Here is a 17,994-nt window from a genome sequence, read left to right as displayed (position 1 = left end):
TAGTATATACAACGTGAATACTATCCATAAAAAGGCAGCACTTTCAATTGAAAATATTGCCTTTTTTATGTTTTAAAAGAGGTATCGATTACTGTAATAGATTAGCTAAAACATATAAAAATCATCTCACTATTGTCTATAGTACTTTACAGATAATTATACCGATAGTACAGGATACAGTACAAAACAGAATTGAATATATTTGATTATTAAATGTAAATTCTAAAATATGTTCCGAAGTAGTTATTCCATTTTCATACACTTGAGTAAAAAAATAGTATGTATTGTCTTTTTAATCAATACTTCTATTTTATTCGCACAACTGCCTGGAAAAACGGATGCCATATATTCTGGAACACCTTGGTTTGACCAGAACGGAAATAGTGTAAGTGCCCATGGAGCAAATATCATTAAAGATAAAGGTAAATTCTATCTTTTTGGCGAAGCCCATAGTGATACTAATAATGCTTTTGCTGGTTTTAATTGTTACTCCTCAAAAGATCTTTATAATTGGAAATTTGAGCAAATAGCACTTCCTGTGCAAAACTCGGGTAAATTAGGTCCTAACCGGGTTGGCGAAAGGGTCAAAGTAATGAAAAACCCTAAAACTAAAGAATATATTATGTTTATGCATGCTGATTCGATTACTTATAAGGATCAGTTTGTAGGTTATGCAACTTCAAAAACGATTAAAGGCCCTTATGAATTTAAAGGTCCATTGCTTTTTAATGACAAACCTATAAAAAAATGGGATATGGGAACTTTCCAAGATAAGGATGGCGCTGGGTATATCCTTATTCATGGTGGTGAAATTTATAAATTGAGCGACGATTACAAATCGGTTGTTGAGCAAATAAATAAAAATATGACACCAGGATTTGAATCCCCTACGATGTTTAATAAAGACGGTATTTATTATTTAATCGGTTCAAACCTCACCAGTTGGGAACGCAATGATAATTACTATTATACTTCTAATGCTATCAAAGGCCCTTGGATATTGAGAGGACTTATTGCTCCGGAAGGTACATTAACCTGGAATTCACAATCAACTTTCGTATTAGCTATTGAAGGGACAAAAGGCACTACCTATATGTTTATGGGAGATCGCTGGTCTTTTCCTAAACAGGCCTCATCAGCAACTTATGTTTGGCAACCGCTTTTAATATCAGGAACTTCACTATCCATGCCTACTTATCAGGAAGCATGGCAAATCAATACTGCAACCGGACTTGCATCGTCAATTAAAACTACCGATAAAATCATAGATAATACGGACAAGCAAATTCAATATATTGGAAAATGGAACCATCTCAATGATGAAGGTGTACGGTCTGAAAGTAAATCAGACGACAAAGAAGCCTCTTTTTCAATCAAATTCAGTGGAAGCCGAATTGCTTTATACAGTTATGTGGGTACCGAAAACGGTTACGCTCGAGTGGAACTATCTGACAAAAAAGGACATACGATATTAAAATCACTGATTGACATGTATAGCAAGTCATCCTTGTCAACACAAGTATTCAGATCTCCAATTTTAAAGAACGATACTTACACATTAACCGTATTTGTAACAGGGGAAAGATCAAATTGGTCTGATAAAAGAAAAACAGATTATGGCAGTACCGGAAACTTCGTTTCTCTTGACAAAATAATAATTCAAAACTAGATAATAATGAAAAATTTTTTCGCACTAATTGTTTGCATATTGGGAATTTCCCAGGTTGCATTTTCGCAAAATAACACTACTGATACCTTTCCTGACGGAACAGTAATCCCTAAATGGTTTAATGATTTTTCTAAAATTAAATTAAATAATTTGGGTAAAAAATATACGATTACTGATTATGGTGTTAGTAGAGACAGTACAAAAGTTCAAACTGCAGCGATACAAAAGATTATTGATAAAGCATCAAAAAAAGGAGGAGTAATCATAATTCCTAAAGGCGTTTTTTTGAGTGGAGCTTTGTTTTTTAAACCCAAAACGAGTTTGTATATTTCTGAAGGTGCTACTTTGAAAGGTTCGGATACTATTTCAGATTATCCTATCATGCCTTCACGAATGGAAGGTCAAAATCTGGATTATTTTCCTGCTTTAGTAAATGCCTATGGAGTTGATGGTTTTTCAATTTCAGGTAAAGGAACACTAAACGGGAATGGTTCGAAGTATTGGGAAGCATTTTGGGCAAGACGCAAAGAGAACCCAAAATGTACCAACCTAGAAGTTTCAAGACCAAGATTAGTATTTGTCTGGAATTCTAATAAGGTGCAACTTCAAGATGTAAAATTGATTAATTCAGGTTTTTGGACCAATCATTTTTATAAATGTAATAATGTAAAAATATTGGATGTTTATATTTTTTCTCCACACCTCGAAGCTAAAGCCCCAAGTACAGACGCCATTGATATTGATATTTGTTCTAATGTTCTTATAAAAGGCTGTTATATGTCTGTAAACGATGACGCTATAGCATTAAAAGGCGGCAAAGGACCTTATGCAGATCAGGATAAAAATAATGGACCAAATTCTAATATTATTATTGAAGATTGCCATTTTGGATTTTGTCATTCCGCATTAACAAACGGAAGCGAATCCATTCACAACAGAAACGTGATTATGCGGAATTGCCAAATTGATGGAGCTTCAAGATTATTATGGCTTAAAATGAGACCTGATACACCTCAAAGATATGAGTTCATTAGGGTTGAAAATATAAAAGGAGAGGCTAAAACGTGCCTTGCTGTTTTTGCTTGGAAACAATTTTTTGATTTAAAAGGACGTCCCGATGTACCCTTATCATACGGAGATAATATTACGTTAAAGAATATTGATCTTAAATGCGATACTTTTTATGGAGTAGAGAATGATCCTAACGTTCGTTTAACCAATTTTACCTTTGAAAATTTGAATATTGAAGCTACTAATACGGCCATCGATAAAAGCATAATAAAAGGAGTTACTTTTAAAAATGTTTACGTAAATAAGCAATTAATCAAATAAATCTAAAATAGATAGTACAACTCGAACTGATTGAAATGAAAAAAAACTTCCTTATTTTATCGTTAACGCTATTGTGTTTTTTTGATGTAAAATCGTATAGTCAGAATATAGGTATGACGGATTATCCAATTGCTAATTCGAATCAAGTAGCGACTATTTTTATTGCTAATGATACCGATTCTTTAATTGTTTGGGCTATTAATGAATTGGCGGATGATATTAAAGAGATAAGCGGTAAAAGACCTCAAATTGTTACTGCCAAAACGTTTTCGAACAAAGGAATATACATTGGAAAAGTATCTAGTGCGCTATTCGAATCAAAATTAATACAGCAAAAATTATCAGGTCAATGGGAGAAATTTTGTATCAATAAAGAAAAAGATAATCTTTTGGTAGTAGGAAGTGATGTCCGAGGAACGGTATTTGCAATTTTTGAAATGGCGGAACGTCTGGGGATTTCTCCATGGAAATGGTGGGCAGATGTTCATCCCATAAAAAAAGAAACAGTGTCGCTAAAACTACCTAAAAAAGGTATTATTTCATCACCATCAGTACAATACCGTGGCATTTTCTTAAACGATGAAGATTGGGGATTACAGCCTTGGGCAGCCAAAACTTTTGAAACAGAAACAAAAGATATTGGTCCTAAAACGTATGAAAAAATATTTCAATTGCTACTGCGGTTGAAATCCAATACCATTTGGCCAGCCATGCATCCGTCTACAAAAGGTTTTTTTACAATTGTCGGAAATAAAGAAATGGCTCAAAAATACCATATCATTATAGGTTCTTCCCATGCCGAACCCATGCTAAGAAATAATGTTGATGAATGGAAACTAAAAATTCATGGTGATTATAATTATTTTACCAATAAAATACAAGTAGATAAATATTGGCAGGATCGATTAGATGAATTGAAATCTGCTCAAAACGAAACGATCATGACTTTAGGAATGAGAGGCGTACATGACAGTAAAATGGAAGGTGCAAAAGATTTACAGGAGTCTGTCACGATGGTGGAAAAGATAATTGGTGTGCAGCGTAACATGCTATCCAATACTTTTAAAAAACCTTTAAAGGACATTCCTCAAGCATTTGTACCCTACAAAGAAGTGTTAGAAATGTATGATAACGGACTTAAAATTCCTGAAGATGTCACTTTAGTCTGGCCTGATGATAATTATGGATACATTAGACGCTTAAGCAATACCGAAGAGCAAAAAAGACCTGGAGGCGGTGGCGTTTATTATCATTTAAGTTATTGGGGAAGACCTCACGATTACCTTTGGCTAAGTACCACCCAACCTGGTTTGATATGGTACGAAATGAAAAAAGCCTATGAAAATGGCGCAAAAAAAATGTGGATTGTCAATGTGGGAGATATCAAACCAGCCGAGTATGATATGGAGTTCTTTCTGGATATGGCTTGGGATATCAATAGCATCAAATCAGATGGGATTAAGCACTATTTAAAAAACTGGATCAGCAGAGAGTTTTCTCCATACATGGCAGAAGATTTAAGTGCTGTATTTGAAGAACATTACCGATTGGCATTCCTCAGAAAACCGGAATACATGGGATGGAGCCAGACAGAGCCAACAACACCAATAAAACTTTCCGATTTTACTGCAGAAGAATCTTTGGAAAGAATAAAAGCCTACGATAATTTGATTAACAAAATAGGTGACTTGTATTCTACTGTTGCAGTAGATACCTCATCACTTGTTCCCGAAGAAAGAGAAGATGCTTATTTCCAATTGGTGGTTTACCCAATTGAAGGAGCGGCATATATGAACCATAAATTTTTATATTGGAATTTGGCGGCATTGACAACCGATTTGAAACAAAAGGAAAAATATTTGAATTTATCGGCGAAAGCTTTTGAGAAGATCAAAGAACTCACGGCATATTACAACAACGGCTTGAGTAAAGGAAAATGGAATGGGATGATGTCGATGTATCCGAGAAATTTACCGGTTTTCGATTCCATAAAAACATTGCCAAAAGAAATTCCAGTAAAACAAAGTCCAAAATCCGTGATTACGATACAGGCAAACAAATTTGTTGCCAGCAAAGCCTCCAAAAACTATAAATGGGAAACAATTAATGGTTTAGGGTTCAGTAATAATGCAGTTACTTTATTTCCATTCAAGCACAGTTATTTTAAGGATGTAAAACCTTCAATTTCTTATGAATTTGTAGTAGATAATACAGGTAATTACGAAATAGAAATTCATTTGCTCCCAACTCATGCTAACAAGTTTGACCATGAAGTAGGAGTACAAATAGACGGAAAAGAAACAAAGTCTTTTTTGATTAACACCAAAGATAGAGATACTGCATGGAAAGAAAATGTATTACGAAACAGTGCGATTATAAAATTGCCAGTTTCATTTGCAAATATTGGAAAGCATACTGTCACTATCACAGTCAATCAAACCGGAATTGTTTTAGATCAATTAGTTGTTTATCCTTTGGACCAGGGAAGCTCTTATGAAATACCGGCCTATAAAGAAGAAAAATAAGTGCTGTTAAAAAATAAAAACACCCTCCTGAAATCTGATTTTTGGGAGGGTATTTTTATTTGCAGGAATGAACTATCCTTAAAAAATATACACAAAAAATGGCATTTTGAGAAAAACAAGTTGCATGGTACACAGAATTAGTTATCAGTAGTTTTAAAAGATTAACCTATTCAAAACAACCTAAATCAGGAGCGGTTCCTTTAAATGGAAACCCAATAGCAGTTCCAGCGTTAATTATATTACTTGCAGCATTTAATCTAAAGAAATTATTTTTAGGCAGACTTCCATCAGCTTGTCTGGGAGCTGTTAAAAGCGTTTCATCCAGGCTTAAAAAATCGGAATCATTAATCGTTAGATTGAGGTTAAAATAATTGTGGGTTAACGTACAAGCAGATTTGTCGATATCCGTCAATTCTTTTTCCGTGGCTTTGTAGCCCAAGTTGTTGCTCATTACATGAGCCCAGCCTGGAACATTGGTGAGATAATCCGCCGTGTTGGCAGCTTTTCTGTTCAGCATATTATAGTTTCTCTTATTTCGATACGCCGAATTATTATACCAATTACTTCCGTTTAAATGATGATTGGAATAAAAACCACTTTGCTTGTTGCCTACAGCCAGACAAAACTGAATAGTGTTCCGAGGTATTGGATTAGGTATTTTGTCCAGAGGACTACCACCATAACCGCCAACCTTAAAACCATTACCGTCTGCGCGGCTTATAAAGTCCGAGGTATAGCCATTGTAAAAAGCCCAACAATTTTCAATTAAAACAGTTTCTCCAGAATTAATTAAATCAAAGCCGTCATCACTATTAAACCAAGCGCGACATCCTTTAAAGATGTTGTTTTTATTGCCAATAGGAGCGTGGCATCCAAAACCATCGGTATTTCCTCCTTTGCCACCTTCGGATACTGAATCCCAATTTCTGAAGGCATCACAATTTAATATCAGGTTATTGGAACCTTTCAATATGTAAATGCCAATAGCCATATTATCATGTAGTTGCAGTTGTTCCAGGGTATTATTGCTCCCTTGAACCTCGAAACATTCGGATTGTGTATGGGTTGTTATTGTTACTTGAACACCAGTTATTTCAATACCTTTGATGCGAATATTACTTCCATTGACATAAAATGCTATAATGCGATAATTGGCGGGGGTAATGTTGTTATATTTAAATACTGGTGTTTCGTTTGGAAAAGCTAAATAACTGATTCCGCTTTTGTCCAGTTTGGTGACATAAGCCATAGCACGATTATATGCTGCTATTTGTTCTACTCTCATTGTATACATACCGCCTCTGATGTAAACGGTATCTCCAGCACTAGCTAATTCCTGGGCTCTTTTTATGGTTTCGACAGGCTTGTCTATACTTCCAATATTGGAATCTTTTCCATTCGGGGCAACATAATATTCAGCAGCGAATGTGAAAAAGCTACTTAGCAAAAATGTGATAATTAAAATTATATTTTTCATTTGCTGATATTATATCAAAAGAGTTAAAATGAGTAATTAGATTATTTCGCAGGAATTTCTATGTACTCTTTCAATCCACATTCTTTTATTTTTTTGAGACTCTCCGCTACGGTAAGAGCGTTAAGATTTGCACCTTCAAAACCAGTATGGGTGTGGTCTTTTGGGAAAAAAGGTTTCACTTTTTCTTTGCCCAAAGCTTCGTATTTCAAGGCTACTATTTCGTTTAAATCGATATAAAAAGCCCCCGCATTCGTTGCTGCTATTTTCGACCACCCTCCATAAGTATCGCTTCTGCGTTCTACTTTGTCGTTTGGCCATTCGTTTCTTGGAGTCTGGCTCAGAACGATAGGAATAGCTCCTTTTGCTTTGGCTTCTTTAATAAACGTTTCCATATACCACCCAAAAGTATGCACCGTTTCGGTCAAACTGTCCCGAACTACTTCTTGGGTTTCATTGCCGTTTCCTTTTAGTGAACCCCTAAATTTTTCTTTATCAACCGCTCCGGCATCGTTATGACCGAATTGTATCATTACAAAATCGCCCGGTTTTAATTGATTTTTTACCGCATCCCACAAACCTTCTTTGGTATAAGTACGCGTGCTTCTTCCTCCTCTGGCCTTATTAATGACCTCGATTCTTGTAGTATCACAATAGTTAGGAAAAGTAACTCCCCAACCCACGGCATTAGGATTGTTACCATTATCCGCCATTGTCGAATCACCTATCAAATAGACTTTTTTCTTGACAGGAAGAACAATTTTTGGATTTTTTAAAATATATTTTTTTAAAGAATTATTACTTTTTTTCAATTCATTGATAATTACCGAAGCAGAAAGTACCGCTCCTTTTGCCGATGTATGGGTGTGGTCGCGTTTGTAGAAATAGGTTCCGGTTACTTTTGCTTCACCCAATTTTTCCATTTCGATGGCCATGTTATCGTTGAGTTCGATAAAAGTCACTTTTTCTTGTTCAGCGATTTGTCGCGCCCATAAACCATAGGATTTATTGTTGCGAGGCACTTTGCCTTCCTTCCAATCATTTCTAGGAATCGAAGAACAAATCACTGGAATTGCACCTTTGGATTTGGCATCTTTAACCAGTTTTCTAATATACCAACCATAGCTATGAACGACTTCGTGTTTCTTGGTCAGCATATTGTCGATTTCTTCGGTTTCCTCACCAATCCCTTTGATAGTTCCTCTGGCTCTGGAATCATCATTTAAAGGCCCATCATCATTATGTCCAAATTGAATCAGCACATAATCTCCTTTTTTTAGTTTATTGTAAACAGGCAACCACAAACCTTTGTCTTGAAAAGTTCTACTACTGGTTCCGCCCAAAGCGTGGTTTTCGAGTCTAACTTTTGAAGTGTCCAAAAATTGGCCTATGTAATCTCCCCAGCCCCAAAGTCCACCGTCACCTTTGCCACTGCCATTTTTTACGGTTGAATCTCCAACGGTATAAACAGTTGGTTTGTTTTTTTGTTTTTCCGTAAAATTAAATAACAAAAATGCTAAACAGATGACAGAAAGTATTTTAATCAATTTCATATTTTAAGGTATAAATTTTATTTTTCAGTTAATGCTCTAAAATCGAACCAAAGATTCATTGAAATTCCATCATCACCCTTTTTGATACGGATGTTGGTAGCTTGACTTTCTGGTCCTTGGTGTTCCAAAGGTTTGAAATCACGCATTGCTGGAATTTCATACATAAAGGAAATGTCTCCTTCTGGAAATGCGGGTTGCGGATTGCTTCCCGGAAAACCGTTTTTAGGCAAATCGGGAGTGAATACTCGTAAAAATAAATTCTCGGATTCGCTAAATACTTTGAAAGATGATGCACCCGCTTTTAGATTCGCACCCATTACATTGGCGTGATAACCTTTGAACTCTGGATAAACCAAATTTTCAAAACTTTCCCCTGTTATGGTTGTGTTGTACTCTTTTTCCCAAATGCCATAAGTCGTTCCCTTGATTCTGTTTTTCCAAACGTGATATGGGCCTCTTCCAAACCATTTCATTCCCGTAACACCTTTTTCTGGAAAACTGAACGTGATTCCGAAAGCACTAATTTTATCTTCAAAATAAGCTCCGTCAAAACCACCGGCATTTTCGGCATTTTTCAGGGCAATTAGTTCCATTTTGAATCTTCCATCTGGATGCATTGTCCATTTTATGGAATGCAATCCACCAGAATATAGTACGATACAAACCGAATTTTCGCCTTCTTGAGCTACTTGAATTTCTTTTAGTTTGGCTTTCATCCCGATTGGTCGAGGTCCATTGGTCAGCGGAATTACTGAAGTGGCGTTTTTGACAGAAAGAATTTCACCTGTTGTTTTATCCAAAGTTACGCTGATATCGCTTCCTTTTAAAGTTACCTCATTGCCAGTTTGAACTGCAGTTGCTTTTGCTTTGGTCGTTTTGGCAACCAAAAACTTGTTCGCATAAAACTGGGCTTTGTGAATAGGCCAAGTCCAAGTATAAATTGCTGCACCATGGATGTCATTTGCCGTTATCGACAAAACATCACCTTCGAAAAAGTTGGCTGGAACCGCAAATTTAATCTTGCGAGTTTCTCCGGGTTCAATGCTTGGAATGTCAATTTTTCCAGAGCTTAATGTTGTTGGAACGGCATTTGTATAAAGAATGTTGGCATCTGATTTCAGTACTTTATATTCCATTTTACAGGAATTCAAATTACTGAAAAGATAGTCATTGGTAACCAAAAAAGAACCGTCAAAACTTTCGGTAATTTGTTTTGTTGCAAATTGAATGGGAGCCCAAACTTCTTTTACCGTGTAATAACTGCCTTCTTTTTCACGGTGTGGTCCCAGAATTCCGTCGGCAGCGAGAGAACCTTTGGAATCAAATTTGGTGTCTCCTTTCCAATCCGAACGGAAAACGGCTTCGTCGAGCATTGCCCACATAAATCCTCCTGCAAACAAAGGACTTTGTTTGTAGCGTGTCCAGAAATCTTCCAAGGCAGCTCCGTGTCCGTTGTCGTAAGTTCCGTGCATAAATTCCGTTGGAAAAAACACATTTTCGCCACTATTAAATCGGTGCATGCCCGTTAAATATGTAGGGTAGTGGTGCGTGTCCCAACCATTGAAATCAGCCCAAGGGTGAATCACGATTCTTTTTTGAGGGTCGTTGTCTTCAAAAACTTTATCTACATCGTAATTCCAACCGCCTTCGTTACCATTGTCCCAAATAATTACGGATGGATGATTGACATCACGAGTAACCATTTCGGTGACTAATTTGGTGCCTAATTTGGTGTCATACGAATTTTGCCAACCTGCCAATTCGTTCAAAACAAAAAGTCCCAAGGAATCACAAACTTCCAAGAAATGCTCGTCGGGCGGATAATGGCCACGCACGGAATTCATGTTCATGTCTTTTAATAAATTCCCGTCCAATACGCTGATGCGCTTGCTGGTGCTGCGTCCGCCTTCCGGCCAAAAGGAATGACGATTGATTCCTTTCATTATAATTTTGGTGCCGTTTACATAAATTCCGTCTTTCTTTTTGAACTCCAAGGTTCGGAAACCAATTCTTTTTTCCACTTTATGAATCGCGGTTCCGTTTTGCTTCAACACCAATTCCAAATCGTATAAATTCGGTGTTTCCGTATTCCAAGGTTTTACGTTTTTCCATTGGGCAGCAATTGTTTCTTTGGTGCTTTTGGCTTTTATTGGAAAGGAAAAAGTGGCAAATTTTTCGCCATCCAAACCTTTTAAAGTTGCTTCGACAGTGGCATTCTTGCCAATATTTTTAAGGTTCATATCGACAGAAATCGAACCATCCATTTTTGGATTTACCGCAATATGTTGAATTTGTGTTTTTGGAGAGACTTCTAACCAAACCGGACGATAAATCCCGCCAAACAGCCACCAATCGGTTTTGCGTTCGGCAGCATTTACGGTATTGTTGCTGGAATGTTTCCACACGTGGACTTCCAGTACATTTTTGGCACCAAAGTTTAAAAGAGAAGTAATATCATACTTGAATTCATAAAAACCACCTTGGTGAATTTCTCCGGCTAATTTTCCGTTTACTTTTACTTCGGTATCGGTCATTGCTCCTCCAAAGGCGATTAGGATATCCTTGCCTTTATAATCGGCAGGAATTTCGAATTCATATTTGTACAAACCTTCTTCTTTGCTGGGTTCTTTTTGGTTTAATTCTTTATACCATCGGCCATAAGTATATTCGCCAAAACCTTCCAATTCCCATTGCGAAGGAACATTTATTTTTGACCAAGTCTTGCTGTTGTTGCCACCGGTGCAATAAAAATCCCATTGCACGGGATGTTCAAAATCTTTTCCAGAAAGATATATTTTGTCGGTTTGTTGTGCAAAACCGTTCAGCGCAGAAAACGCAGTAAGCGCAACAATAACAAAAGAGTGAAAGGTGTTTTTATGTAACATAATTAGGTTTTTCAAAAGGGATTTAATTACCATCAGGTTTTGCAATTTCAAAACGGGCACTCATCGGAAGAGTCCAATTCGAAATGTAATTCGGTTTCGTTGGGTCGTAAGCAGGAGTTTCTTTGCTGATGTATTTTTTCAAAGGAAGGTCAAGATCACGAATGCCTTTAATCACGCAAAGTGCAATTTCGTTAGCTCCAAAACTATTGAAATGCGTGTTGTCTTCCAATGCTTTTTCCTGTCCCGGGAAAGTATTGGCAGGATAATGTACCAGCGCCTTTTTTGAAGCCTCAACACCCCATTTTTCGTATAATACAGTAGTTATTTGGGTAATGTCGATAAGCGGAACATTCATTTTTTTTGCCACCGCTCGCATCGCATCGGGAAAATCGCCGTGAGTAGGTTTCAAAGTTCCGTCGGTATTAAAAGCGCGACGTTGCGTTGGGGTAACTAAAACTGGAAAAGCTCCTTTGTTTCGAGCCGTTTCCACGTATTCAGCCAGATATTTGGAGTAGGATTCCCAAGCCGTGTTTTCAGGGCCTTTTAATTTTTCGTCGTTATGTCCAAATTCAATAAACAAATAATCGCCTGGTTTTAGCAATGCGCTTATTTTTTTCAAACGATTGCTTCCTTTAAAAGAACTCAAAGCCGAACCTGAAACAGCATAATTGGCAACAACTACGTTATCATCAAAATAGTTGGTGATAAATTGTCCCCATGATGCCCAAGGTTCTACATCTTGATCGGTAACAGTCGAATCACCTGCTAAATAAACTACAGAGAGATTTTCTTCAGGAATGATTTTAATACTTTGGATAGATACAGTACCTAGAAATTCAAGAGTTAGTTTGTTGTCCCAATTGAAGGTGTCTTTTTCTCTATCTTTAAGACTAATATTGGTGGTAGCATCAATTTTTGGGTTTCTAATATTTACATTGAATGTTTTGGTAACTTGATCTCCTTTTTTTATAGAAAACTGGTTCAGCATCAGCCTTCTGGATTCTGCTTTTATGGTAATATTCGATGCTTTTTCTTTGCTTCCCATAGCTACTTCAATGCTGTAATTTCCCTCGGGAACTGATACTGAAAAGTAAATTGGTTTTTCGGCAGTAAAAGCAGTAGGACTGATTTTTATATTTTGAGCAGTATTAAAATCAAAACCATAACCTCTTTTTGAATCGAAGATCAATTGAGAATCAATGAGCGTTCCTTTCTGAGATTTTCTCTTACTCCCGAAACAAAATAATTGGGTCTTAGTAGAATTTACATCAGAAGTTGGAGTCTTTTCTTTAGAGATGGGATTTTTATGCTCTTGCAGTAAATAATTCGAATGCATAGAAAAAAGTTCGACCGGCAGATAACATAAAAAAACAAGTAATAATAAACGTCTAGTATTTACCAACGGTATAAGATTTAAATTTAATAGTTTTTCAAAAATAACGGTTACTTTTTAATATAGTATCCTGTACTATGATGATGAAAAATGATTAGAGAATTGCGCTGATATAGGGCACTATGGATATTTATAAAATCAGGTAGGTACAGGATAGTATACCAATAAAAAACAAAGAACTTGCCTGATAATTACTGAATTAAAACAAAATGAGATATATTTTTATTTTTTGGGTATTGTTCGCGAATATTAGTCTCTTTTCTTGTGGAGTAAAAAATACGAATAATTCAGAGAAAGAAAATGGTACAAGCAGTATCAGTTTGCCTTCTTGGACTAAAAAAGTGGGATCTAAATCAACTGTTTTTAAAAAAAACAGTTATTCTGTAAATGAATTTGGAGCAATTCCAGATGGAAAAACACTAAACACAATAGCGATTCAAAAAACAATAGATGCCTGTTCCAAAAATGGTGGAGGTGTTGTTACTTTTCAAAAAGGGATTTATCTAACAGGGTCCTTATTTATAAAAGAGGGAATCCATTTTAAAGTGGGCAAAGATGTTGAAATTAGAGGAAGTCAAGATATTAAGGATTACAAACAAATAGATACCAGAATCGCAGGAATTGAAATGAAATGGCCAGCTGCCTTAATCAATGTGGTGAACCAACAAAATGTTATGATTGATGGTGAAGGAATAATCAACGGTCAAGGAAAAGTATTTTGGGATTACTACTGGGATCTGCGCAAGCAATATGAACCTAAAGGATTGCGTTGGATTGTAGATTATGATGCGCAACGCCCTAGAACTATTTTAATTTCTGATTCTAAAAATATTACATTGAAGAAACTGAACATCCAACAGGCCGGTTTTTGGACAGTACAAGTGCTATACTCTCAATACATAACCGTTGATGGTATCACTATAAGAAACAACATTGGAGGTCATGGTCCAAGTACTGATGGAATAGACATTGATTCTTCGAAATGGATTTTGGTTCAAAATTGTGACATTGATTGCAATGACGATAACTTTTGTCTAAAAGCCGGAAGAGATTGGGATGGCCTGAGAGTAAATAAACCTACTGAGTATGTAGTTATTCGAGATTGTATCGCTCGCAAAGGTGCAGGACTATTGACATTAGGTAGTGAAACTTCAGGAAGGATTCGTCATGTATATGCTTCAAATATAACGGGAGACGGTACTAAAAATGGATTGAATATCAAATCAGCTTCTAATAGGGGAGGTACTGTAGAAGATGTGCTTATGGAAAATATAAAAATGGAAAATTGCAACACCTTTATACAAATATCCATGAATTGGAATCCAAGCTATAGTTACTCCAAACTTCCTGATGGATATACCGAAGAAAATTTACCTGAACATTGGAAAAAAATGCTCACCAAAGTAGAACCGGCCTCTAAAGGAATACCATATTTTAAAAACATCACACTCAGAAATATTCAGGTTAAAAAAGTGGGGACGGCTATTAACGTGGAGGGAATGGCAGCGTCTACCATTGAAAATATCATTTTGGATAATGTTCATATTGAAGCAGAAACTGCAGGAAGAATTTCTTATAGTTCCAATTGGACGTTGAGAAATGTATCAATCAAAACAAATGATGGCTCAAAAGTAAGTATAGAAAATGCAACGAATGTGATCTTTCCGGAAACTCTCTGTGGGGATTAAAAAAATAAATAGTCAAATTCTTATTTTCCTTTTTGGTCTATCATCAATAATAACAATAGGTAAGGAAAAAGAGCTGCTAATGATATGTTGATAGGGCTAATGAGCACTATTCTTATCAGATAATAACAACAAAATAAACAATTATGAATGCTATAAACAAACTAAGTTTCCTCTTTTTATTCCTTTTATCAACACCTACTGTATTTAGTCAAAGACAAATGGAAAACCTAGATAGAGGTATCATTGCTGTAAAAGAAAAAGGAAAATTTTATATAGGTTGGCGTGTTTTGGGGACAGATCCAGACCATCTGGCTTTTAACGTTTATAGAAAAAGTGGTGGTAAAAATGCTGTACGTGTCAATACCAGTCTCATAACTGGCGCTACTAATTTGATAGATACCTCCGCTAATCCTCAAGAAGAAAATACTTGGTTTGTAAAAAGTGTCTTAAATGATGTAGAAAAAGAAACATTAGGAAGTTTTACCATTGCCTCAAATAGTCCGGATAAGCAATATTTGTCTATTCCGATAAAAGAAAAAAAAGGATATATCGCTAATGATGTTTCTGTTGGTGATCTCAATGGTGACGGTCAGTATGAATTAATAGTTCATTTAACAGGACGTGGGAGAGATAATTCTTCTACTGGAATTACGGATCCGCCCGTTTTTCAGGCTTATACTTTAAATGGTACTTTTCTCTGGGAAATAAATCTGGGTATTAACATCCGTGAAGGAGCACATTACACGCAATTTATGGTCTATGACTTGGATGGTGATGGTATTTCAGAATTTGTTTGTAAAACAGCAGATGGATCTATGGATAGTGCTAACACAATAATTGGGGATGCTTCTAAAGATTGGAGAGATACAAATCCAGAATCCAGAACCTTTGGAAAAATTTTACAAGGGCCAGAATACCTTTCTGTTTTTAATGGAAGAACCGGAAAAGTAATAACAACGGCTGACTATATTCCTGAAAGAGGTAATATTGGTGCTTGGGGCGGAAAAGGGGGAAATGGTAAAAATGATGCTACAGGAAATAGGGTAGACCGTTTTACAGCCTGCGTAGCGTATTTAGATGGCGTGCATCCCAGTGTAATAATGTGTCGCGGCTACTATGGAAGAACCGTTTTGTCCGCTTGGGATTTTAAGGATAATAAATTAACTTCCCGATGGGTATTTGACAGTAAAAACGGCGATAATCCATATTCTGGTATGGGATATCATAACCTTTCCGTAGCTGATGTAGATAATGACGGTAAAGATGAAATCATTTTTGGGTCTATGTGTATTGATGATAATGGAAAAGGGTTATACACCACTGGTTTTAGGCATGGTGATGCATTACATGTAAGTGACCTTGATCTGGATATACCAGGTTTGGAAGTTTTTGGAGTACACGAAATTGAAGAAGGTACAAAAGGTCCGGGAGTTGCTTTGTTTTCAGCGGAGACAGGAAAAGTATTGTTCACCGAAGCTCTAAATGAAGATGTTGGAAGAGGTGTTGCAGATAATATAGATTCAACAAGAGTTGGAGCTCAAATGTGGTGGTCGGGCGCTTCCTCTCTATATGATATTAAAGGAAATAAAATTGGGAAAGTTCCTAGCTCGACTAATTTTTTAATTTATTGGGACGGTGACGCTACCAGAGAGTTGCTCAACTCTAATTATATAGACAAATATGGTAAAGGTCGATTGTTTACTGCTGACGGAGCGGTATCCAATAATGGGAGTAAATCAACACCTGCGCTGTCCGCAGATATTTTTGGAGATTGGAGAGAAGAACTTATTCTGAGAAGTGCCGATAATACCGAATTACGCATTTATACCACTACTATTCCAACTGCAATAAGACAGTATACATTAATGCATGACCCACAATACCGATTGAGTATTGCTTGGCAAAATGTTGGTTATAACCAACCGCCGCATACCAGTTTTTATATGGGTAAAGGAATGAAGCCTGCTCCAAAACCAAACATTGAAATGGTTCCTTTTCCTAAACCAATAAAAAATAAATAAGCCTTTTCTGTTTATTTTATGATGGAAACAGGAGCCACAATTTATTTTTGTAGTTCCTGTTTTACATTTGAAGTCGTTTGTTTGAAAACAGAAGACGGTATTAATTATGCTCCTAATGCATAAAAATAGCTTAAATCGAATTCCTGTCGATGAAATTGAAAGGAATTTTTATTTTACCTTTTTCTTTATTGAGAATCATTCTGGAAGCAGTTTCTCCCATTATTTTGAAGTCTGTTGAAATAACGGTTATTCCTAGCAGCTCCTTTAACGGAGTGTCATTATAGGAAATAATACCAATCTCTTTTCCCAAAACAAATTCATCATCCCTCATTTGTTTTACTAAATTAACTAAATCAGATTCTTCAATGGTAATAAATAAATCTCCTTTTTTAAGAATCATATCGTCATATACCTCATTAAGAATTTCAAAATTTAAAGAATATTCTATGCAAAACTTCTTAAATCCGTGTAAAATTCTTCTTGGATAAGGATATACCGCATTTTCAGGATAAATTAAAATTAATTTGTCATAGGTAACTATTTTCGAAAGTCCTTCCTTTAAAGCATTATAAATATCATTCTCAAAATCTTGATAAATTTCAACAATTTCACCGTCCATTCCAAGCTTAATATTATCCATAATAATCAGCTTTTCTTTCGGCAGTCTTTTAATAGCCTTAACCACTTCGTCAGTATAACTGACATGTTTTAAATCGTCTGTTTTAAAATGTGGCATTATAACATAATAATCATAAGCTCCTTTATTTTTATCCAATAAATTCAAAAACAAGGTCTCATCACAATGATAAATTAATAAATCGGTGTGGGAATTTGCACCTATACTATTGACAAAAGAATTGTACGTTGTCATTTTATAAGAACTCAACTTATTAATTAAAAATAGAATATTTATTTTGGAAATTAATTTTGTTCGTGTAATATAATAGCCCTTACCTCTAATGGATGAAATTACTTTTCGCTCCTTTAGAATATTGTATGCTTTTTCTACGGTATCTCTAGAGATATAAAAATCCTCACTAAACATGTTAATTGAAGGGATTTTTTGATCTATTTTGAGATTTCCTATAGAAATATTAAAGATGATAGAATCTACAATCTGCTTGTATTTAGGTACTCTCGAATTCTCATCTATCTTAATAAACTTAATCATATCCATGTCAAATAAATTATACCCAAAATATAGGCATTAATTTTTTAATTAATAGGTATTCTATTTAAAAACTATTTTTTGGACTAAAAAAATAAGTGTTGCTAATTCTTAATTATTCCTCATTTATAAGTTTTAATTTAATCAGGTACTTTATGAATAAATATACCAATATTAATCTCATCGTAAATATTTTTTTCTAAAAGAAAAAAATAGAATAAATGTTTGCGCAATCGATTACACAAATGTAATTTTTTAAAATTAAATGGCTATGATAATATGACCA

The 17,994-nt window shown here is 35.5% G+C and carries 10 protein-coding genes; 5 read left to right on the top strand and 5 right to left on the bottom strand.

The features are described from left to right. Positions 1-262: 262 nt before the first annotated feature. The 3 genes from ACNQGG_RS04005 to ACNQGG_RS03995 are packed head-to-tail and all read left to right on the top strand — an operon-like array spanning position 263 to position 5,526. Positions 263-1,669 carry a family 43 glycosylhydrolase gene (locus ACNQGG_RS04005; protein WP_417961746.1) on the top strand — a complete coding sequence of 469 codons (1,407 nt, stop codon included), beginning with the start codon at positions 263-265 and terminating at the stop codon, positions 1,667-1,669. Between the two features lie 6 nt (positions 1,670-1,675). After that, complete coding sequence (locus ACNQGG_RS04000; RefSeq protein WP_417961745.1) at positions 1,676-3,001, top strand: rhamnogalacturonidase; 1,326 nt, start codon at positions 1,676-1,678, stop codon at positions 2,999-3,001. A 35-nt stretch (positions 3,002-3,036) separates the two neighbouring features. Beyond that, positions 3,037-5,526 (top strand): glycosyl hydrolase 115 family protein, encoded by a 2,490-nt coding sequence (locus ACNQGG_RS03995; protein ID WP_417961744.1) that lies wholly within the window; start codon positions 3,037-3,039, stop codon positions 5,524-5,526. Between the two features lie 166 nt (positions 5,527-5,692). On the opposite strand, the gene ACNQGG_RS03990 is transcribed toward ACNQGG_RS03995, so the two are convergent. The 4 genes from ACNQGG_RS03990 to ACNQGG_RS03975 are packed head-to-tail and all read right to left on the bottom strand — an operon-like array spanning position 5,693 to position 12,774. Next, positions 5,693-7,003, bottom strand: a complete 1,311-nt coding sequence (locus ACNQGG_RS03990; RefSeq protein ID WP_417961743.1) for a right-handed parallel beta-helix repeat-containing protein — start codon at positions 7,001-7,003, stop codon at positions 5,693-5,695. 41 nt (positions 7,004-7,044) lie between these two features. Continuing rightward, positions 7,045-8,553: a rhamnogalacturonan acetylesterase gene (locus ACNQGG_RS03985; RefSeq protein ID WP_417961742.1), complete on the bottom strand. Its 1,509-nt coding sequence runs from the start codon at positions 8,551-8,553 to the stop codon at positions 7,045-7,047. Between the two features lie 17 nt (positions 8,554-8,570). After that, on the bottom strand, positions 8,571-11,438 hold the full coding sequence (locus ACNQGG_RS03980) for a glycoside hydrolase family 2 TIM barrel-domain containing protein (RefSeq protein ID WP_417961741.1): 2,868 nt from the start codon (positions 11,436-11,438) through the stop codon (positions 8,571-8,573). A 22-nt stretch (positions 11,439-11,460) separates the two neighbouring features. Further along, on the bottom strand, positions 11,461-12,774 hold the full coding sequence (locus ACNQGG_RS03975) for a rhamnogalacturonan acetylesterase (protein ID WP_417961740.1): 1,314 nt from the start codon (positions 12,772-12,774) through the stop codon (positions 11,461-11,463). Positions 12,775-13,040: 266 nt separating this feature from the next. Here ACNQGG_RS03975 and ACNQGG_RS03970 point away from each other — a divergent pair, with 266 nt between their 5' ends. Then, positions 13,041-14,519: a glycoside hydrolase family 28 protein gene (locus ACNQGG_RS03970; protein ID WP_417961739.1), complete on the top strand. Its 1,479-nt coding sequence runs from the start codon at positions 13,041-13,043 to the stop codon at positions 14,517-14,519. A 143-nt stretch (positions 14,520-14,662) separates the two neighbouring features. After that, complete coding sequence (locus ACNQGG_RS03965; RefSeq protein ID WP_417961738.1) at positions 14,663-16,540, top strand: rhamnogalacturonan lyase; 1,878 nt, start codon at positions 14,663-14,665, stop codon at positions 16,538-16,540. 130 nt (positions 16,541-16,670) lie between these two features. Here ACNQGG_RS03965 and ACNQGG_RS03960 read toward each other — a convergent pair whose 3' ends face one another. Further along, positions 16,671-17,711 carry a GntR family transcriptional regulator gene (locus ACNQGG_RS03960; protein WP_417961737.1) on the bottom strand — a complete coding sequence of 347 codons (1,041 nt, stop codon included), beginning with the start codon at positions 17,709-17,711 and terminating at the stop codon, positions 16,671-16,673. Between the last annotated feature and the right edge of the window lie 283 nt (positions 17,712-17,994).

Source organism: Flavobacterium esculini (genome assembly GCF_048284325.1).
Lineage (GTDB): Bacteria > Bacteroidota > Bacteroidia > Flavobacteriales > Flavobacteriaceae > Flavobacterium.
Note: the sequence above shows the minus strand (reverse complement) of the source record. Positions and strands in the feature narration are given on the sequence as shown.

What these genes read in the sequence shown, in the direction of transcription:
- ACNQGG_RS04000 (WP_417961745.1), top strand. Translation starts at nt 1,676, where the DNA reads ATGAAAAATTTTTTCGCACTAATTGTTTGCATATTGGGAATTTCCCAG.
- ACNQGG_RS03995 (WP_417961744.1), top strand. Translation starts at nt 3,037, where the DNA reads ATGAAAAAAAACTTCCTTATTTTATCGTTAACGCTATTGTGTTTTTTT.
- ACNQGG_RS03990 (WP_417961743.1), bottom strand. Translation starts at nt 7,003, where the DNA reads ATGAAAAATATAATTTTAATTATCACATTTTTGCTAAGTAGCTTTTTC.
- ACNQGG_RS03985 (WP_417961742.1), bottom strand. Translation starts at nt 8,553, where the DNA reads ATGAAATTGATTAAAATACTTTCTGTCATCTGTTTAGCATTTTTGTTA.
- ACNQGG_RS03980 (WP_417961741.1), bottom strand. Translation starts at nt 11,438, where the DNA reads ATGTTACATAAAAACACCTTTCACTCTTTTGTTATTGTTGCGCTTACT.
- ACNQGG_RS03975 (WP_417961740.1), bottom strand. Translation starts at nt 12,774, where the DNA reads ATGCATTCGAATTATTTACTGCAAGAGCATAAAAATCCCATCTCTAAA.
- ACNQGG_RS03970 (WP_417961739.1), top strand. Translation starts at nt 13,041, where the DNA reads ATGAGATATATTTTTATTTTTTGGGTATTGTTCGCGAATATTAGTCTC.
- ACNQGG_RS03965 (WP_417961738.1), top strand. Translation starts at nt 14,663, where the DNA reads ATGAATGCTATAAACAAACTAAGTTTCCTCTTTTTATTCCTTTTATCA.
- ACNQGG_RS03960 (WP_417961737.1), bottom strand. Translation starts at nt 17,711, where the DNA reads ATGATTAAGTTTATTAAGATAGATGAGAATTCGAGAGTACCTAAATAC.